The organism is Lachnospira multipara LB2003, from assembly GCF_000702205.1.
In the GTDB taxonomy this organism is placed as follows: Bacteria; Bacillota; Clostridia; order Lachnospirales; family Lachnospiraceae; genus Lachnospira; species Lachnospira multipara_A.
Window position 1 is genome coordinate 26,115 of record NZ_JNKW01000001.1, and the last position, 14,383, is coordinate 40,497.

16 protein-coding genes are annotated in these 14,383 nt (G+C 37.8%); 15 read left to right on the top strand and 1 reads right to left on the bottom strand.

Features of this window, described 5'->3' with window-relative positions; all coding sequences use genetic code 11:
* The first annotated feature begins 283 nt into the window (after positions 1-283).
* The 12 genes from ppdK (at position 284) to T537_RS0100150 (ending at position 11,587) form a co-directional block, all read left to right on the top strand.
* Positions 284-2,917 carry a pyruvate, phosphate dikinase gene (ppdK, locus tag T537_RS0100100; protein WP_031555343.1) on the top strand — a complete coding sequence of 878 codons (2,634 nt, stop codon included), beginning with the start codon at positions 284-286 and terminating at the stop codon, positions 2,915-2,917.
* Between the two features lie 576 nt (positions 2,918-3,493).
* Positions 3,494-3,667 (top strand): hypothetical protein, encoded by a 174-nt coding sequence (locus T537_RS12765; protein WP_155895213.1) that lies wholly within the window; start codon positions 3,494-3,496, stop codon positions 3,665-3,667.
* 110 nt (positions 3,668-3,777) lie between these two features.
* Entirely contained in the window at positions 3,778-4,215 is a 438-nt protein-coding gene (locus T537_RS0100110; protein ID WP_013282512.1) for a radical SAM mobile pair system MarR family transcriptional regulator, read from the top strand.
* The gene (locus tag T537_RS0100115) at positions 4,212-4,910 is read left to right on the top strand and encodes a radical SAM mobile pair protein A (protein ID WP_031555349.1); all 699 of its coding nucleotides are present in this window, start codon (positions 4,212-4,214) and stop codon (positions 4,908-4,910) included. Before T537_RS0100110 ends, T537_RS0100115 begins: the two co-directional genes overlap by 4 nt.
* Entirely contained in the window at positions 4,886-5,809 is a 924-nt protein-coding gene (locus T537_RS0100120) for a radical SAM mobile pair protein B (protein ID WP_031555351.1), read from the top strand. The genes T537_RS0100115 and T537_RS0100120 overlap by 25 nt, the downstream gene beginning before the upstream one ends.
* Before the next feature lie 840 nt (positions 5,810-6,649).
* On the top strand, positions 6,650-7,294 hold the full coding sequence (locus T537_RS0100130; protein ID WP_242839138.1) for a type IV toxin-antitoxin system AbiEi family antitoxin domain-containing protein: 645 nt from the start codon (positions 6,650-6,652) through the stop codon (positions 7,292-7,294).
* A 234-nt stretch (positions 7,295-7,528) separates the two neighbouring features.
* Positions 7,529-7,744, top strand: coding sequence for a hypothetical protein (locus T537_RS13015; protein WP_242839139.1), 216 nt, complete (start codon positions 7,529-7,531; stop codon positions 7,742-7,744).
* An 8-nt stretch (positions 7,745-7,752) separates the two neighbouring features.
* On the top strand, positions 7,753-8,391 hold the full coding sequence (locus T537_RS11845; RefSeq protein WP_242839140.1) for a nuclear transport factor 2 family protein: 639 nt from the start codon (positions 7,753-7,755) through the stop codon (positions 8,389-8,391).
* 790 nt (positions 8,392-9,181) lie between these two features.
* Complete coding sequence (locus T537_RS0100140; RefSeq protein ID WP_027430470.1) at positions 9,182-9,622, top strand: Rrf2 family transcriptional regulator; 441 nt, start codon at positions 9,182-9,184, stop codon at positions 9,620-9,622.
* A gap of 31 nt (positions 9,623-9,653) precedes the next feature.
* Positions 9,654-9,752: a 4Fe-4S binding protein gene (locus T537_RS13205; RefSeq protein WP_278244456.1), complete on the top strand. Its 99-nt coding sequence runs from the start codon at positions 9,654-9,656 to the stop codon at positions 9,750-9,752.
* 5 nt (positions 9,753-9,757) lie between these two features.
* Entirely contained in the window at positions 9,758-10,561 is an 804-nt protein-coding gene (locus tag T537_RS0100145; protein ID WP_031555363.1) for a protein-ADP-ribose hydrolase, read from the top strand.
* Positions 10,562-10,654: 93 nt separating this feature from the next.
* Entirely contained in the window at positions 10,655-11,587 is a 933-nt protein-coding gene (locus tag T537_RS0100150; RefSeq protein ID WP_031555365.1) for an SIR2 family NAD-dependent protein deacylase, read from the top strand.
* A 6-nt stretch (positions 11,588-11,593) separates the two neighbouring features.
* Here the strand turns inward: T537_RS0100150 and T537_RS0100155 are convergent, their stop codons facing one another.
* Positions 11,594-12,199 carry a TetR/AcrR family transcriptional regulator gene (locus T537_RS0100155; RefSeq protein ID WP_031555368.1) on the bottom strand — a complete coding sequence of 202 codons (606 nt, stop codon included), beginning with the start codon at positions 12,197-12,199 and terminating at the stop codon, positions 11,594-11,596.
* A 116-nt stretch (positions 12,200-12,315) separates the two neighbouring features.
* Here T537_RS0100155 and T537_RS0100160 point away from each other — a divergent pair, with 116 nt between their 5' ends.
* The 3 genes from T537_RS0100160 to T537_RS0100170 all read left to right on the top strand — a co-directional run bounded on the left by T537_RS0100160 (position 12,316) and on the right by T537_RS0100170 (position 14,374).
* Complete coding sequence (locus T537_RS0100160) at positions 12,316-13,023, top strand: DsbA family oxidoreductase (RefSeq protein WP_031555369.1); 708 nt, start codon at positions 12,316-12,318, stop codon at positions 13,021-13,023.
* 4 nt (positions 13,024-13,027) lie between these two features.
* Positions 13,028-13,654 (top strand): MBL fold metallo-hydrolase, encoded by a 627-nt coding sequence (locus T537_RS0100165; RefSeq protein ID WP_031555372.1) that lies wholly within the window; start codon positions 13,028-13,030, stop codon positions 13,652-13,654.
* Between the two features lie 513 nt (positions 13,655-14,167).
* Entirely contained in the window at positions 14,168-14,374 is a 207-nt protein-coding gene (locus T537_RS0100170) for a helix-turn-helix domain-containing protein (protein WP_031555374.1), read from the top strand.
* The last annotated feature ends 9 nt before the right edge of the window (positions 14,375-14,383 follow it).

Sequence of the window (14,383 nt, forward strand, 5' to 3'; positions counted from 1 at the left end):
TTTTTAATTCTTACTTACTTATATCAAAAATGTGGGACTTTGGCAAATTTTTACATAGGGAAAATAACTTATGAAAAAAAGTAGTCTTATTTTTTCTAAAAAAGATGTATATTATTGCTGAAAGATGTTGAATTTAAGCATATTTTTTGTTAAACTAATGAAAGATAAATTGATTGACAATTTAATAACTATATTTGAAATGAACCCAGAGGAGACTATAAAGATTGGGGAATAGTCGAATTTAGGGGATTTTTTTAATGACTTTTTACGATGGAGGTAAAAAATGAAGAAATGGGTTTATTTATTCACTGAAGGTAGAGCCGACATGAGAAACCTTCTTGGTGGTAAGGGCGCAAATCTTGCTGAAATGACTAATATTGGTCTCCCAGTACCACAGGGCTTTACAATTACTACTGAGGCTTGTACTCAGTACTATGAAGATGGAAGAGAGATTAATGATGAAATCAGAGGCCAGATTGAAGAGTATATCTTAAAGATGGAAGAGATAACTGGCAAGAAATTTGGAGATAAGGAAAATCCGCTTCTTGTTTCTGTTCGTTCTGGTGCTAGAGCTTCAATGCCAGGTATGATGGATACAATACTTAATCTTGGACTTAACGAGGAGGTAGTCGAGGTAATTGCTCGTAAGTCTAACAATCCAAGATGGGCTTGGGACTGTTATAGAAGATTTATTCAAATGTATTCAGATGTTGTAATGGAAGTTGGTAAGAAATATTTCGAAGAGCTTATTGACAAGATGAAGGAAAAGAGAGGGGTTAAGCAAGACGTTGATTTAACAGCCGATGACTTAAAGGAACTTGCTTGTCAATTTAAATCAGAATATAAATCAAAGATAGGTAAGGACTTCCCAGATGATCCAAAAGAACAGTTATTTGGCGCAATTAAGGCTGTGTTTAGATCTTGGGATAATCCTAGAGCAAATGTATATAGAAGGGATAATGATATTCCTTACTCATGGGGTACTGCTGTAAATGTACAGTCCATGGCATTTGGTAATATGGGCGATGACTGTGGTACAGGTGTTGCATTTACAAGGGATCCAGCAACAGGAGCTAAGGGTTTGTTTGGTGAGTTCTTAACTAATGCACAGGGCGAGGATGTAGTTGCTGGTGTTCGTACACCTATGCATATTAGTGAGATGGAAGAAAAATTCCCTGAAGCCTTTAAGCAATTTAAGGAAGTGTGTGAAATCCTTGAAAATCACTACAAGGACATGCAGGATATGGAATTTACAGTAGAGGCTGGAAAGCTCTACATGTTACAGACAAGAAATGGTAAGAGAACAGCACAGGCAGCTTTAAAGATTGCTTGTGATTTAGTAGATGAGGGCATGAGAACTGAGGAAGAGGCTGTTGCTATGATTGATCCTAGAAACCTAGATACGCTTCTTCATCCACAATTTGATAAGGATGCTCTTAAAAATGCAACGCCAATTGGCAAGGGACTTGGAGCTTCTCCAGGCGCTGCTTGTGGTAAGATTGTATTTAATGCTGAAACAGCAATTGAATGGGCAGAAAGAGGAGAAAAGGTTGTATTAGTTAGACTTGAGACAAGTCCAGAGGATATTACAGGAATGAAGGCAGCAGAAGGAATCCTTACAGTTCGTGGCGGTATGACAAGCCATGCAGCTGTTGTAGCTCGTGGAATGGGCGAGTGCTGCGTTTCAGGATGTGGCGATATAACAATGGATGAAGAAAATAAGCGTTTTACCCTTGCAGGTAAAGAATTTATTGAAGGAGATTATATCTCAATTGATGGTAGCACAGGTAATATCTATGATGGTGTTATAAAGACAGTTGATGCTAAGATTGCTGGAGAATTTGGCAGAATTATGAATTGGGCTGATAAATACAGAAGACTTAAGGTTCGTACAAATGCAGATACACCAGCAGATGCAAAGAAAGCTCGTGAACTTGGAGCTGAGGGTATTGGACTTTGTAGAACAGAGCATATGTTTTTTGAAGAAGATAGAATTGCAGCCTTTAGAGAGATGATTGTATCCGATTCTGTAGAGGAAAGAGAAGAGGCACTTGATAAGATTTTGCCATATCAGCAGAATGATTTTGAAGGCTTATTTGAGGCATTGGAGGGTAATCCGGTTACAATTAGATTCCTTGATCCACCTCTTCATGAATTTGTTCCAACAGAAGAAGCAGATATTGAAAAATTAGCTAAGGCTAAGGGAAAGACAGTTGCTGAAATCAAAGCTATGATTGACTCATTACACGAATTTAACCCAATGATGGGTCACAGAGGCTGTAGACTTTCAGTTACATATCCTGAAATCGCTAAGATGCAGACTAAGGCTGTAATTCGTGCAGCAATTAATGTTTCAAAGAAACATCCTGAGTGGAAAATTGTTCCTGAAATTATGATTCCACTTGTTAGTGATATTAAAGAATTTAAGTTCGTAAAGAAGATTGTAGTGAAGGTGGCAGATGAGGAGATTAAGGCAGCAGGCATTGACCTTAATTACGAGGTTGGTACTATGATCGAGATTCCTCGTGCAGCCCTAACAGCAGATGAAATCGCTAAGGAAGCTGACTTCTTCTGCTTTGGTACTAATGACTTAACTCAGATGACATATGGCTTTTCTAGAGATGACGCAGGTAAGTTCTTATCTGCTTATTATGACACTAAGATTTTGGAAAATGATCCGTTTGCTAGACTTGATAGAGATGGCGTTGGTAAGTTGATGGAAATGACACTTAAGCTTGGCCGCCCAGCAAATCCTAAACTTCATGTAGGAATTTGTGGCGAGCATGGTGGTGACCCATCATCAGTAGAGTTCTGTAATGAAATCGGCTTAGACTATGTCAGCTGTTCGCCATTTAGAGTACCAATTGCGAGACTGGCAGCAGCACAGGCAGCTATCAACGACAACAAAAAAATCTAAGTGAAATCAAATTTACAAAAGAAGCCATAGAAAAAGCTATACAATTAGCTGCATTTGATATATTTGTAAAGCTATATAAAAAAGAGTTAATCAATTTAGAAGAGTTAAGGTGTGTTGCAGATAAGCATAATATAGAATTTAATATGTCAATTTTAAATTATACTTGATTGCTATTTTGGGTTAGTAAAAATTAAAATATAAGAAAGCCCCGGTGCGTCATACAGATAAAAATCTGAAGATAGACGCATGGGGGCTTGTTTTGGTGTGTTGGTAAATATGGTAGTAGGACTCATTTGGGGGCTATTGCCTTTATGAAGAAAAATTTCGCTTGTAGGGCAACAAATCTCAAGATTTCTTCTGTGCTTTTCATCTTTTTCGCCAATATTTTACTTATATGGGCAATTCTAATTTTTTTAAACCTCGAAGAGGCAAGAATTTGTTGCCTTTTTGACAGCTTTTTGTGTAATTTGGATTAGTTGTAAAAATATTGAACTTTCCCAAATCAAGAAATCTAATCTTTTTCCAGACTTTTTCCTTGATTCGGGCAATCCGACCAGTAACCTAGAGGCTCAGGAAATGAACCTGGGCAATCAGGCCAGTAACTTAGAGGCTCAGGAAATGAACATGGGCAATCCGGCCAGTAACATAGAGGTTCAGAAAATGAACCTGAGCAACCCGGCCAGCAACCTCATCAGCGAAGCCGATTACAATCCGGTCAGTAGCTTAGAGACAAATTATATTTCAGTATAACGCTCCATCTTCTAGGAATTTAGAGCAGAAAATCGGAAGTTATGATATGTGTGCTTGACAAAAATACTCCTATATCGTAGTATAAAACTACGATATAGGAGTATTAAATTATGAAGACAAATGGTGGATTTCTTGTTACAAAAATAAAACAGCTAGGTGATCGTATATTTGAAAGGATACTGGCAGAAAAAAACATTGATGCATTTAACGGAGCTCAGGGAAGGATTCTTTATGTCTTATGGCAGGAAGATGGTGTTCCTATTAAAATTATTTCCGAGAAAAGCGGACTTGCAATTACTTCACTTACAACCATGCTTGAGCGGATGGAAAAAAACGGACTGATAAGCCGCAAAACTGATGAAGCTGATAAGAGAAAAACTCTTCTGTTCCTCACAGATAAAGCCAAAGAACTTAAAGAAGCTTATGACTCCGTATCCAATGAGATGGGGAATATTTATTATCGTGATTTTACGGATAAAGAGATTCTTCAGTTTGAAGAGTATCTTAACCGCATCAGGGTAAACCTTGAGGAATGGAGTGACAAATGAGTATCTGTATTAAAGATCAGATTCAGAACATGAATCTTGTTATAGGGTGCACTGTTGGATGTCCGTACTGCTATGCCAGAAACAATACGAGGCGTTATCACATCATAGATGATTTTGAAAAGCCACAGTTTTTTCAAGGCAAGCTTCGTATGATGGAAAAGAAAAAACCGCAGAATTTTCTGCTGACCGGCATGAGCGATCTCTCGGGCTGGCATGAGGAATGGAGAGAGGAAGTCTTTAAAAAGATAGCAGAGAATCCTCAGCACCAGTTTCTTTTTCTTACCAAACGACCGGATCTTCTGTCTTTTGAAACAGATCTTGATAATGCATGGTTTGGCGTTACAGTTACGAGAAAGTCTGAGTTATGGCGTATTGATGCACTGCGGAGCAATGTGAAGGCAAAAAAATATCATGTTACCTTTGAGCCTTTGTTCGATGATCCGGGTAAGGTTGATCTTACAGGCATTGACTGGATTGTGGTTGGAACCATGACAGGTGCAAAGAGCAGGACTGTTAAAACAGATCCCGGGTGGGTTTATTCATTGACAGAACAGGCTCATGAACTGAACATTCCTGTATTCTGGAAAGAAGATCTTGTTCCGATTATGGGAGAAAAAATGATACAGGAAATGCCGGATGCTTTTAACAAAGTGTTGGAGGAACAGAGAATATGGAACAAGCAGAAATCAAAGTAAATCATATAGAAACAAAAAGTGTAATGACAAAATCGAATACTCCTATTGGAGGATATTCGGTGAATCCCTATGTGGGGTGTCCCCATGCCTGTAAATACTGTTACGCATCTTTTATGAAACGCTTTACAGGGCATACGGAGGAATGGGGAACTTTCATGGATGTGAAAGACTGGCCTGAAATAAAGAATCCAAAGAAGTATGCCGGCCAGAAGGTGATCATTGGAACAGTTACGGATGGTTATAATCCGCTAGAGGAAACATATAAAAATACAAGAAGACTTCTGGAAGAATTAAAGGACAGTGGTGCGGACATACTTATCTGCACAAAGTCAGACCTTGTACTAAGAGATCTGGAACTGCTAAAAGAGATCAATGAAAATAGCAGACTTACAGTATCATGGTCAATCAATACTCTCGATGAAGAGTTTAAAGATGATATGGATGCGGCAGTAAGCATAGAAAGAAGGCTTGCTGCAATGAAAGAGGTATATGCGGCAGGCATTCGTACAATTTGCTTCATTTCACCCGTGTTCCCGGGGATTACGGATATAGAAGCAATCATAGACAGGACAAAAGATCAGTGTGACCTTGTATGGCTTGAGAATCTGAATCTTCGCGGAGGTTTTAAGGCAGATATCATGAAATACATTTCCGATAAACATCCAGATCTGGTGCCACTGTATGACGAAATCTATAACAAAAAGAATCGCAGCTATTTTGAAGCGCTGGAAAAGAAAGCAGAAGAGCTGGCTAAAAAGTATGATTGCAGGTTTGTTGATAATGAAACTCCGTATGAGAGAGTAGAGAAAGGACATCCAACAATCGTAGATTACTTTTATCACGAAGAAGTTAGAGGAACTGCCAATAGTGGAAAGAGAAATGTAATACATAATCCTTGATGGAAGAATAAACCGGAAGTTAATCGTACAAATTCCTGTTTGTCGACCTAATTGAATATTGTACGTAACATAGAGCAGTTATCTCAAATTGAGATAGCTGCTTTTTTGAATGAAATAAAATGTGATGAATAACCATGAAAGTGCCTCATAAAATGTGATGATACCTATTGAAGTGCCTATTTTTTTGTGATGACTCAGGGGGACGGGGTTAGCGAAATTATTGAGAAAACGGTTACCTTAACCGATAAAATAAATATAACTGATAAAGCCCCGGTGCGTCATACAGATAAAAAATCTGAAGATAGACGCATGGGGGCTTGTTTTGGTGTTAGTAAATATGCTAGTAGGACTCTTTTGGGGAAAGTTTGGGATTAATGTATTTTTATGGAAAGGAAAAATTACATATAGTAGGATATAAAATTTAAGGTGGCATATAAATTGGGGCTATTGCCTTTATGAAGAAAAATTTCCCATGTAGGGCAACAAATCTCAAAATTTCTTCTGTGCTTTTCATCTTTTTCGCTCTTATTTTACTTATATGGGCAATTCAAATTTTTCAAAACCCTGAAAAGGCAAGAATTTGTTGCCTTTTTGGGGCTTTTTTATTTGATTTGGATTAGTTGTAAAAATATTGAACTTTCCCAAATTAAGAAATCTAACCTTTTTCCAGACTTTTTCTTTGATTTGGGCAATCCGGTCAGTAATTTCATCAGCGAAGCTGATTACAATCTGGCCAGTAACCTAGAGGTTCAGGAAATGAATTATGTAATGTAACCTTTCGAAAGTTTCACGGACTTTTACTTTTTCGCTACAAAAATATAATTATATAGCGAGAAAGTATTGACTTTCTCGCTACTAGATTCTAAAATTGTAGCGAAAGGGGTTGATTGCATGGATGAAGAAAATATCCTTGATAAGCTACTTGAAGAACAGAACGGATATATTCGACTAATAGATGCGCAAAATGAAGGAGTATCAAAGTATACTGTTATGGAGTATATTCGTAAAAATGAAATGGAAAAACTAGCACCTGGTGTATATATTTCGTCTGATGCTTGGGAAGATAGAATGTATTTATTGCAGCTTCGTAACAGGAAAATTATTTTTTCACATGAGTCCGCTTTGTACATGCATAATCTTTCTGATAGAGAACCTTTTTCGCCGGTCATTACTGTCGGGAGAGGATATAATGCGAAACATCTAAAAGATAATGGCGTTGTAGTTCATACGGTAAGATCAGAGTGGTTAGAACTTGGATTAACGCATGCACAGACATTCACAGGAAATACAGTACGAATTTATGACAGAGAACGTTGTATTTGCGATATTATCAAGAATAAAAATAAGATGGATATTCAAGTATTTCAAATGGCTTTGACATCTTATTTTACTGATGGTGATAAAAATATTCATAACCTTATGAAATATTCGGAGATTATGGGGATTTCAGATAAGGTGAGACAATATGCAGAGGTATTATTATGATTAAAAGTGCTACAGCCGTAAAGGCAAAGATACTAAGAAAAATGATTGAGTAAAAAATGCTCACATTGGAAGGAATTGGTATGCTAAAAGAAGTATTGGCTAGAATATAATGACTTATCAATTATTGAATATTTGTTTTGCTTTAAATCCAGGTGTTTAACTGCACCTGGAAATTTTTTTGAAAAATTATAGATGTAACCATTGACATTACATCAAAACAATGTTATATTAACAATGTCAGATGAAACCACAACGGTTACATCGATGAACTTTTTAACATTCGAGGATAATTACCTCGCAGGGCAGAGCCCGGAAAGGAACATAATTATGACAAATAAGGAAAAAGCATTAGCACTCATCGGAATATTCGTATCAGGAGATACAGCAAAGGCAAAGGAACTTCTTGCGCCTGGCTATATTCACATAACCTTGTATTTGGTACAGGAGTAGATGCATTTGTGGCAGCAGTTGAAGGACTTGCACAGGCACCTGTAAAAACAACAGTTAATAACATTCGTGCATTTGAGGATGGAGATAAGGTTTTCCTTCAGACAGTATATAATTTTGCAGGAGCAGGAGAGCAGGTCGGATTCGATGTTTTTCGATTCGATGCAGACGGTAAGATTGCAGAACATTGGGATAATTTAGCAGACAAGGCAGCTCCTAATCCATCAGGACATACTCAGATTGATGGAACTCTTGAGAAGAAAGATGTAGATAAGGAAGAGACACGTAAGGTTGTAGCTGGATTTGTAGGCGATGTACTTCGTGGGGAGAATCCTGACAAGCTCACTTCTTACTACGATGAAGATAAATATATTCAGCATAATACTTCAATTGCAGATGGTCTTTCAGGTCTTGGAGCTGCACTTGAAGCTATGGCTAAGCAGGGAATCTCAATGGTTTATAACAAGACTCATATGATTCTTGCAGATGGAGATTATGCACTTGCCTGCTCAGAAGGAAGCTTTGGCGGTGTAGCTACAACTTACTATGATCTTTTCCGTGTTGAGAACGGATTTATCGCAGAGCACTGGGATGTAATGGAGACATTAGCTGATAAGTCTACATGGGCTAATGAGAACGGAAAGTTTTAACTCAGTCGGAGAAATCCCCCATATCTAGGCGTTGGGGAAGAGTCCGCCATGAGAATAGCCTGGCGGCTATGGGCGGCTCCTACATAGCAATCATTATATGATTGCTACAGTAATAGCGTAGGTGGGGGTTATGACAAACTATACTCGGTCGGGGTACAAGCCTCTTTTTGGGGAAGTTTGGGATTAATGTACTTTTTATGGAAAAGAAAAATTACATATAGTAGGATAAAAAATTTTAGGTGGCATATAAAATGGGGCTATTGCCTATATGAAGAAAGATTTCTCCTGTAGGGCAACAAATCTCAAGATTTCTTCTGTGCTTTTCATCTTTTTCACCCTTATTTTACTTATATGGGCAATTTTAATTTTTCAAAACCGTGAAAAGGCAAGAATTTGTTGCCTTTTTGACAGCTTTTTGTGTGATTTGGATTAGTTGTAAATTTATTGAAATTTTTCAAAATCGGAAATCTAATCTTTTTCCAGACTTTTTCTTTGATTCGGGCAATCTGGTCAGTAACCTAGAGACTCAGGAAATGAATTATGTAATGTAACTCTTTGATAGATGTGATTGTGCCAACACTGTCGGCACAAATTGATCCGTATTGAACAAAAATGCGGAATCTGCAAAAATGTCGATTAGAGATTGGAGTTCTACTGAAAACAATTTTTTGAAAAAAATAGATGTAACCGTTGCAATTACATTTGCCATGAAGTAAAATGATGACAGGAGGGCGTAAACCTTCGTTGTACGATGTTTCGCGCCTTCCGAAATGGAATGGAGAGATTTAAAATGCAGATATCAAGTAGATTTACGGTTGCACTTCACATTTTTACATGTGTGGATACATTTAAAGATGAACACAAGGTAACGAGCGATTTTCTTGCAGCCAGTATAAATACAAATCCTGTCATCATTAGAAAGATACTTACTCAGCTTAAGAACGCAGGGTTAATAAATGTTATCAGAGGAACAGGCGGAATAGAGCTTACAAGAGATCTTAAAGACATAACTTTTTATGATGTGTATCAGGCAATAGAACCTTTGGAGGATGGAAATCTATTCAGATTTCATGAAGCACCCAATCCAGAGTGCCCTGTTGGTAGGAATATCCATTCGCTATTGGATGATAAGTTGAAAAGCATCCAGGAAGCGATGGAATCAGAGATGAAAAAATACACACTTAACGATTTAAGATCCGGAATGCAGGAACTTTTGGCAAAAGAAGCTTAATAAGAAGCTTAATAATGAGACTCTGAGGTATATACTTCAGGGTCTTTTTTATGTCATAGAGCAGGAACATTGTCTGCACTGTGGTAATTGTTTGAATACCTGTCCTGCCGGGGCAGTAGTTAGGAGATGAAAGCTATGCAAAAGAATAGAACACAGGACGAACGTCTTGATTATCTTGTAGAAGAGTTCAAGGCAGATTCAGATGAATATAAGGATTTACAGACTCCAAATAGTAGGGAAGATAAGAGACGAATCTTAAGGTCGCTTATGAACATCCGTATGCCAAGAGAATTGTCCTCTGAGGTAATGAAAGTACAGGATGAATATCTGACAGAGAGAGCGGCTGAAAAAGGTGTGGTGAACCTATCAGACATCCCGGTTATTAGGGATGGACTTTCCATCTGGCAGGGAGATATCACAAGACTTTCGGTGGATGCTATTGTTAATGCCGCTAATTCGCAGATGCTCGGTTGTTTTGTTCCGATGCATACTTGCATAGATAACTGTATCCATACTTTTGCAGGAGTGCAGCTGAGAGCCGAGTGCAACAGGAAGATGAATGAACTTCGAATCAGATATGGAAGAGATTATGAGCAGCCCACTGCCGTTCCGATGCTCACTGAAGCGTATAATCTTCCGGCAAAGAAAGTTATTCATATAGTAGGACCAATTGTACAGTACCGCCTTACTCCTGAATTGGAAAAGGATTTGGAGAACTGCTATAGAAACACTTTGGATATGTGTGCTGAAAATGATTTGAAGAGCGTTGCTTTTTGCTGTATTTCAACGGGAGTTTTTCATTTTCCAAACAAAAAAGCTGCTGAGATTGCGGTTAAGACTGTATCAGAGTGGCTCCGTGAAAATCCTGGCAAGGTAGAAAGGGTGATATTTAATGTTTTCAAAGATGAAGATAAGGCCATTTACGAAAAACTTATATAACGATTTGCCCAACGGCTATCAGGAAACTATAAAGAAAGGGCGCTGCATGTCCGGTGGACATGCGTTTAGCGCGGACCGGAACGGAGTGGAGACATGAATGCTGTGAGATACTTTAGTGGAAGCATGTCCTATGGTAAGGGAAGCAAAGAAGAACAAGAAAGCCGCCTGAAAAAAGAAATCAAGGAAGCAGATGCCATTGTCATTGGTGCGGGTGCGGGACTATCAACATCAGCAGGGTTTACTTACAGTGGCGAGCGTTTTCAAAAATATTTTTTCGACTTTGAAGAGAAGTATGGATTTCATGATATGTATTCGGGCGGCTTTTATGTGATGAGGTTAGAACCTGAGATTTCATGGGCGTACTGGGCGAGAAATATTTATATCAACCGCTATATGAAAGCCCAAAAGCCTGTATATGAAATGTTGTTGGAGTTGGTTAAAGAAAAAGATTATTTCGTTATCACAACAAATGTAGATCACCAGTTTCAGAAGGCAGGATTTGATAAAAAAAGACTGTTCTATACTCAGGGTGATTTTGGATTGTTTCAGAGCGTGAATCCCGCTATTCAGAAAACCTTTGATAATGAAGAGTGGGTAATGAAAGCTATGGAAGCACAGGGTTTCATTCAGGATGAAGCCGGCGTATTTCAATTGCCAGAGGATGGAAAAATCAATATGGAAATTCCTTCTGAAATGATTCCAAAGTGCCCTGATGACGGCTCTGATATGACTACGAATTTGAGAGCGGATGACTCGTTTGTTGAAGATGAAGGGTGGCATAGGGCATCTGCGGCATATTCTGATTTTATTCGTAGACATGAGAATCTCCATGTTCTTTATCTTGAGCTGGGAGTAGGCGCTAATACGCCTGTAATAATAAAGTATCCCTTCTGGCAGATGACTTTGGCAAATGAAAATGCAGTATATGCCTGCGTGAATTTCGGCGAAAGCTACTGCCCAGAGGAAATTGCAGATAGAAGTATATGTATTGATGGTGATATTGCAAGCATTTTACAAGAGTTGTAAGCTTACCTATACATATTGCAAGAAATAAGAGTGGATTATACGATCTATGGATTTTTCAATATCACTTTTTCCATCTGATAAGCACCACTCAAAAATACAGCCTTTAACAATAGTGCAGATGTCTACACTCATAGTGTGGATGTCTGCATTTTTTTTAATGTATCCAGCTTTCTGTAAGATTTTTAATTCATCCTCACATCTTGCCATAACAGTGCCATCAAGGAACTTTCCATCGACTTCACTCATATAGGAACTGAGTGATGAGTTAGTGCTAGAATAAAAGCTCTTCATGAAATCTAAGCCTAAACCTAAGTATCTGTTTACAAGTTTCATATATAGTTCAATAATTCTGTTGGCTGGATGGGATAAGCTATTATTAAGTTCACATTCTTTAAATGGTATCTCCTGGATAAAATACATGAGAAGATCATCTTTATCTCTAAAGTAATGATAAAAAGTACCTATTGATGAATCAGCTTCTGCACAAACATTTCTTACAGTTACAGAGTCTGCACCGCTTTTTGTGATAAGACGTATGGTTGCATCTATGATTTTTTGTTTTGAATCCTGCTTATTTGTATCTTTTGCAGGTCTACCGCATTTTCTTGGCATATTAAAATCCTCGCTTATAAATTTTTTAGATTTGACCTATTGACATTATAGAACACGTTCTATATAATTGCAATCACAAACAAATAAAACACGTTCTATTTAAGGAGGCTATCATTATGAAGATTACATATTGGTCAGATTATGCATGTCCTTATTGCTATATTGGAGAGACAAGACTTAAGAATGTTATTAAAGACATGCCAGAGTTTAAGGATGAAGAAGTTGAATTTGAAATGAAGGCATTTCAGCTTGATCCATATGCTGGAGTACATGCGACAAGTGATACACAGACAAGATTTGCTAAGAAGTATGGCATCTCTATGGAAGAGGCAGGAGATACAATTGAACATATTTCCCAGCTTGGAAGGGATGAGGGCATTGACTTCAAATACGCAACAACTCTTTTTACCAATACTATGGATGCTCACAGACTTACTAAATTTGCCATGGAAAAGGGCGATAAAGAGCAGACAGAAAAGCTGACTGAGAGATTGTATGCAGCATATTTTACAGATAATAAGGAACTTGCCAACAGGGATTTATTGTTAAGTATTGCTGTGGATTGCGGCTTTGATGCAGCTGAAGTAAAGGCTGTTTTAGACTCAGATAAATATCAAGATGAGGTAGTTCTTGATGAAAGAGAAGCAGCCAGATACGGAATCCATGCAGTGCCATGCTTTATAATCGGCGCTTACGCTTTGCAAGGAGCACAGCCTGCTGAAATTATGAAGTCAGCTCTACTAAAAGCAATGGAAAAAGAAAGCAGTAAAGTAGACGAGTCACAGGGAATGGCATGCGGTCCAGATGGCTGCAGGATAGGATAAAGATATGATAGTAGAAGTTCCGGTAAAAGGCTATTTTAATGAAAATTGTTATTTCTATATTGATGATGAAACAAAGCACGGTTTTTTGATTGATCCAGGCGCAGAAGCTAAAAGGCTTTTAAAACTTATATCGGATAAGGGGTGGAATATTGAAAAAATATTGCTTACCCACGGTCATTTTGATCACACCGGGGCTGTAAATGAAATCAGAGCTGCTCTTGGAATCCCGGTTATTGCTCATAAAAGAGCAGATCAGTATCTGCTTGATGGCTATATGAATCTTTCTGCCGAGTGTGGCTCCTCTATAATCATAGGGGGCGTAAAGTATGCCGATGATGGTGATATTCTCTCACTTGAAGCAAATCCGAATTTTAAGCTAAAGGTTATATACACTCCGGGACACACGACGGATTCGATTATCTTTTATTCAGAAAGAGATCTGGTTGCCTTTGTAGGAGATACGATCTTTAAAGGATGCATCGGCAACTATAAATATCCAGGTGGCAATTTTAAGAATCTTCAGGATAGCATAATTGACAAGATATTTACCTTGCCTGATGAGACTATGCTGTTATCAGGGCATTCGGATAAAACGAGCGTTGGGATTGAAAAACAGAGATATGGTTTGTAAGGAAATGGATGCATTAGAAAACACAATATCACTCGGAAATTTATTTGGGGAATCTGTAGGTTTAAGACCTATGGGTTCCCCTCTTTTTTATTTCAGAAGAAAAGTCCAACAGCAAAATTAAGCAATTTGTAAGAATTGTGTAGTCAAGCGATTAGCTTGTTCAAGGGGGTTGGGGATGTGGCAGCAACGAGTAGATGATAGTGTTTTGAAAAAAAGCAGTGCTTGCGATTTTGCGTAGACGCGCCCTAACGTAGAGAAGGAAGATCTCTATTGACTGATTAAGCAAAGAGTAGAAGAAAAAACTGGTAATTTTATTAAATGTTTGAGAGGGACAAATGTGGCGACCTAGATCTCTTGAGTTAATAAAATCAAAAATCAGCTAGTTTTCATCCAGTTGAATTAAAATCGCAAGAACTTGAATAAAAACCACACATTTTTGGTGCGCAGTTTTTTGATTTGTGGTACAATTTATTATGTGTTGTATCATGTTTTGTCTGAAAAAGAGGTTTATAGATGAAAATTAGTTATAAGAAATTATGGATTTTATTAGCTGAAAAAGAGATGAGTAAGCAGGATTTTCGAGAGAAACTGCAGATAGCTTCTGGTACGATGACAAAACTTAATAAGGGACAAGAAGTCTCAATGTCTGTCATTCTCAGGATATGTGAATATTTTGATTGCAATATATGTGATATTTGCGATGCTGTGAAGTCAGATTAAAAATAGATT

What these genes read in the sequence shown, in the direction of transcription:
- ppdK (WP_031555343.1), top strand. Translation starts at nt 284, where the DNA reads ATGAAGAAATGGGTTTATTTATTCACTGAAGGTAGAGCCGACATGAGA.
- T537_RS12765 (WP_155895213.1), top strand. Translation starts at nt 3,494, where the DNA reads ATGAACCTGGGCAATCAGGCCAGTAACTTAGAGGCTCAGGAAATGAAC.
- T537_RS0100110 (WP_013282512.1), top strand. Translation starts at nt 3,778, where the DNA reads ATGAAGACAAATGGTGGATTTCTTGTTACAAAAATAAAACAGCTAGGT.
- T537_RS0100115 (WP_031555349.1), top strand. Translation starts at nt 4,212, where the DNA reads ATGAGTATCTGTATTAAAGATCAGATTCAGAACATGAATCTTGTTATA.
- T537_RS0100120 (WP_031555351.1), top strand. Translation starts at nt 4,886, where the DNA reads ATGGAACAAGCAGAAATCAAAGTAAATCATATAGAAACAAAAAGTGTA.
- T537_RS13015 (WP_242839139.1), top strand. Translation starts at nt 7,529, where the DNA reads ATGTCAGATGAAACCACAACGGTTACATCGATGAACTTTTTAACATTC.
- T537_RS0100140 (WP_027430470.1), top strand. Translation starts at nt 9,182, where the DNA reads ATGCAGATATCAAGTAGATTTACGGTTGCACTTCACATTTTTACATGT.
- T537_RS0100145 (WP_031555363.1), top strand. Translation starts at nt 9,758, where the DNA reads ATGCAAAAGAATAGAACACAGGACGAACGTCTTGATTATCTTGTAGAA.
- T537_RS0100150 (WP_031555365.1), top strand. Translation starts at nt 10,655, where the DNA reads ATGAATGCTGTGAGATACTTTAGTGGAAGCATGTCCTATGGTAAGGGA.
- T537_RS0100155 (WP_031555368.1), bottom strand. Translation starts at nt 12,199, where the DNA reads ATGCCAAGAAAATGCGGTAGACCTGCAAAAGATACAAATAAGCAGGAT.
- T537_RS0100160 (WP_031555369.1), top strand. Translation starts at nt 12,316, where the DNA reads ATGAAGATTACATATTGGTCAGATTATGCATGTCCTTATTGCTATATT.
- T537_RS0100165 (WP_031555372.1), top strand. Translation starts at nt 13,028, where the DNA reads ATGATAGTAGAAGTTCCGGTAAAAGGCTATTTTAATGAAAATTGTTAT.
- T537_RS0100170 (WP_031555374.1), top strand. Translation starts at nt 14,168, where the DNA reads ATGAAAATTAGTTATAAGAAATTATGGATTTTATTAGCTGAAAAAGAG.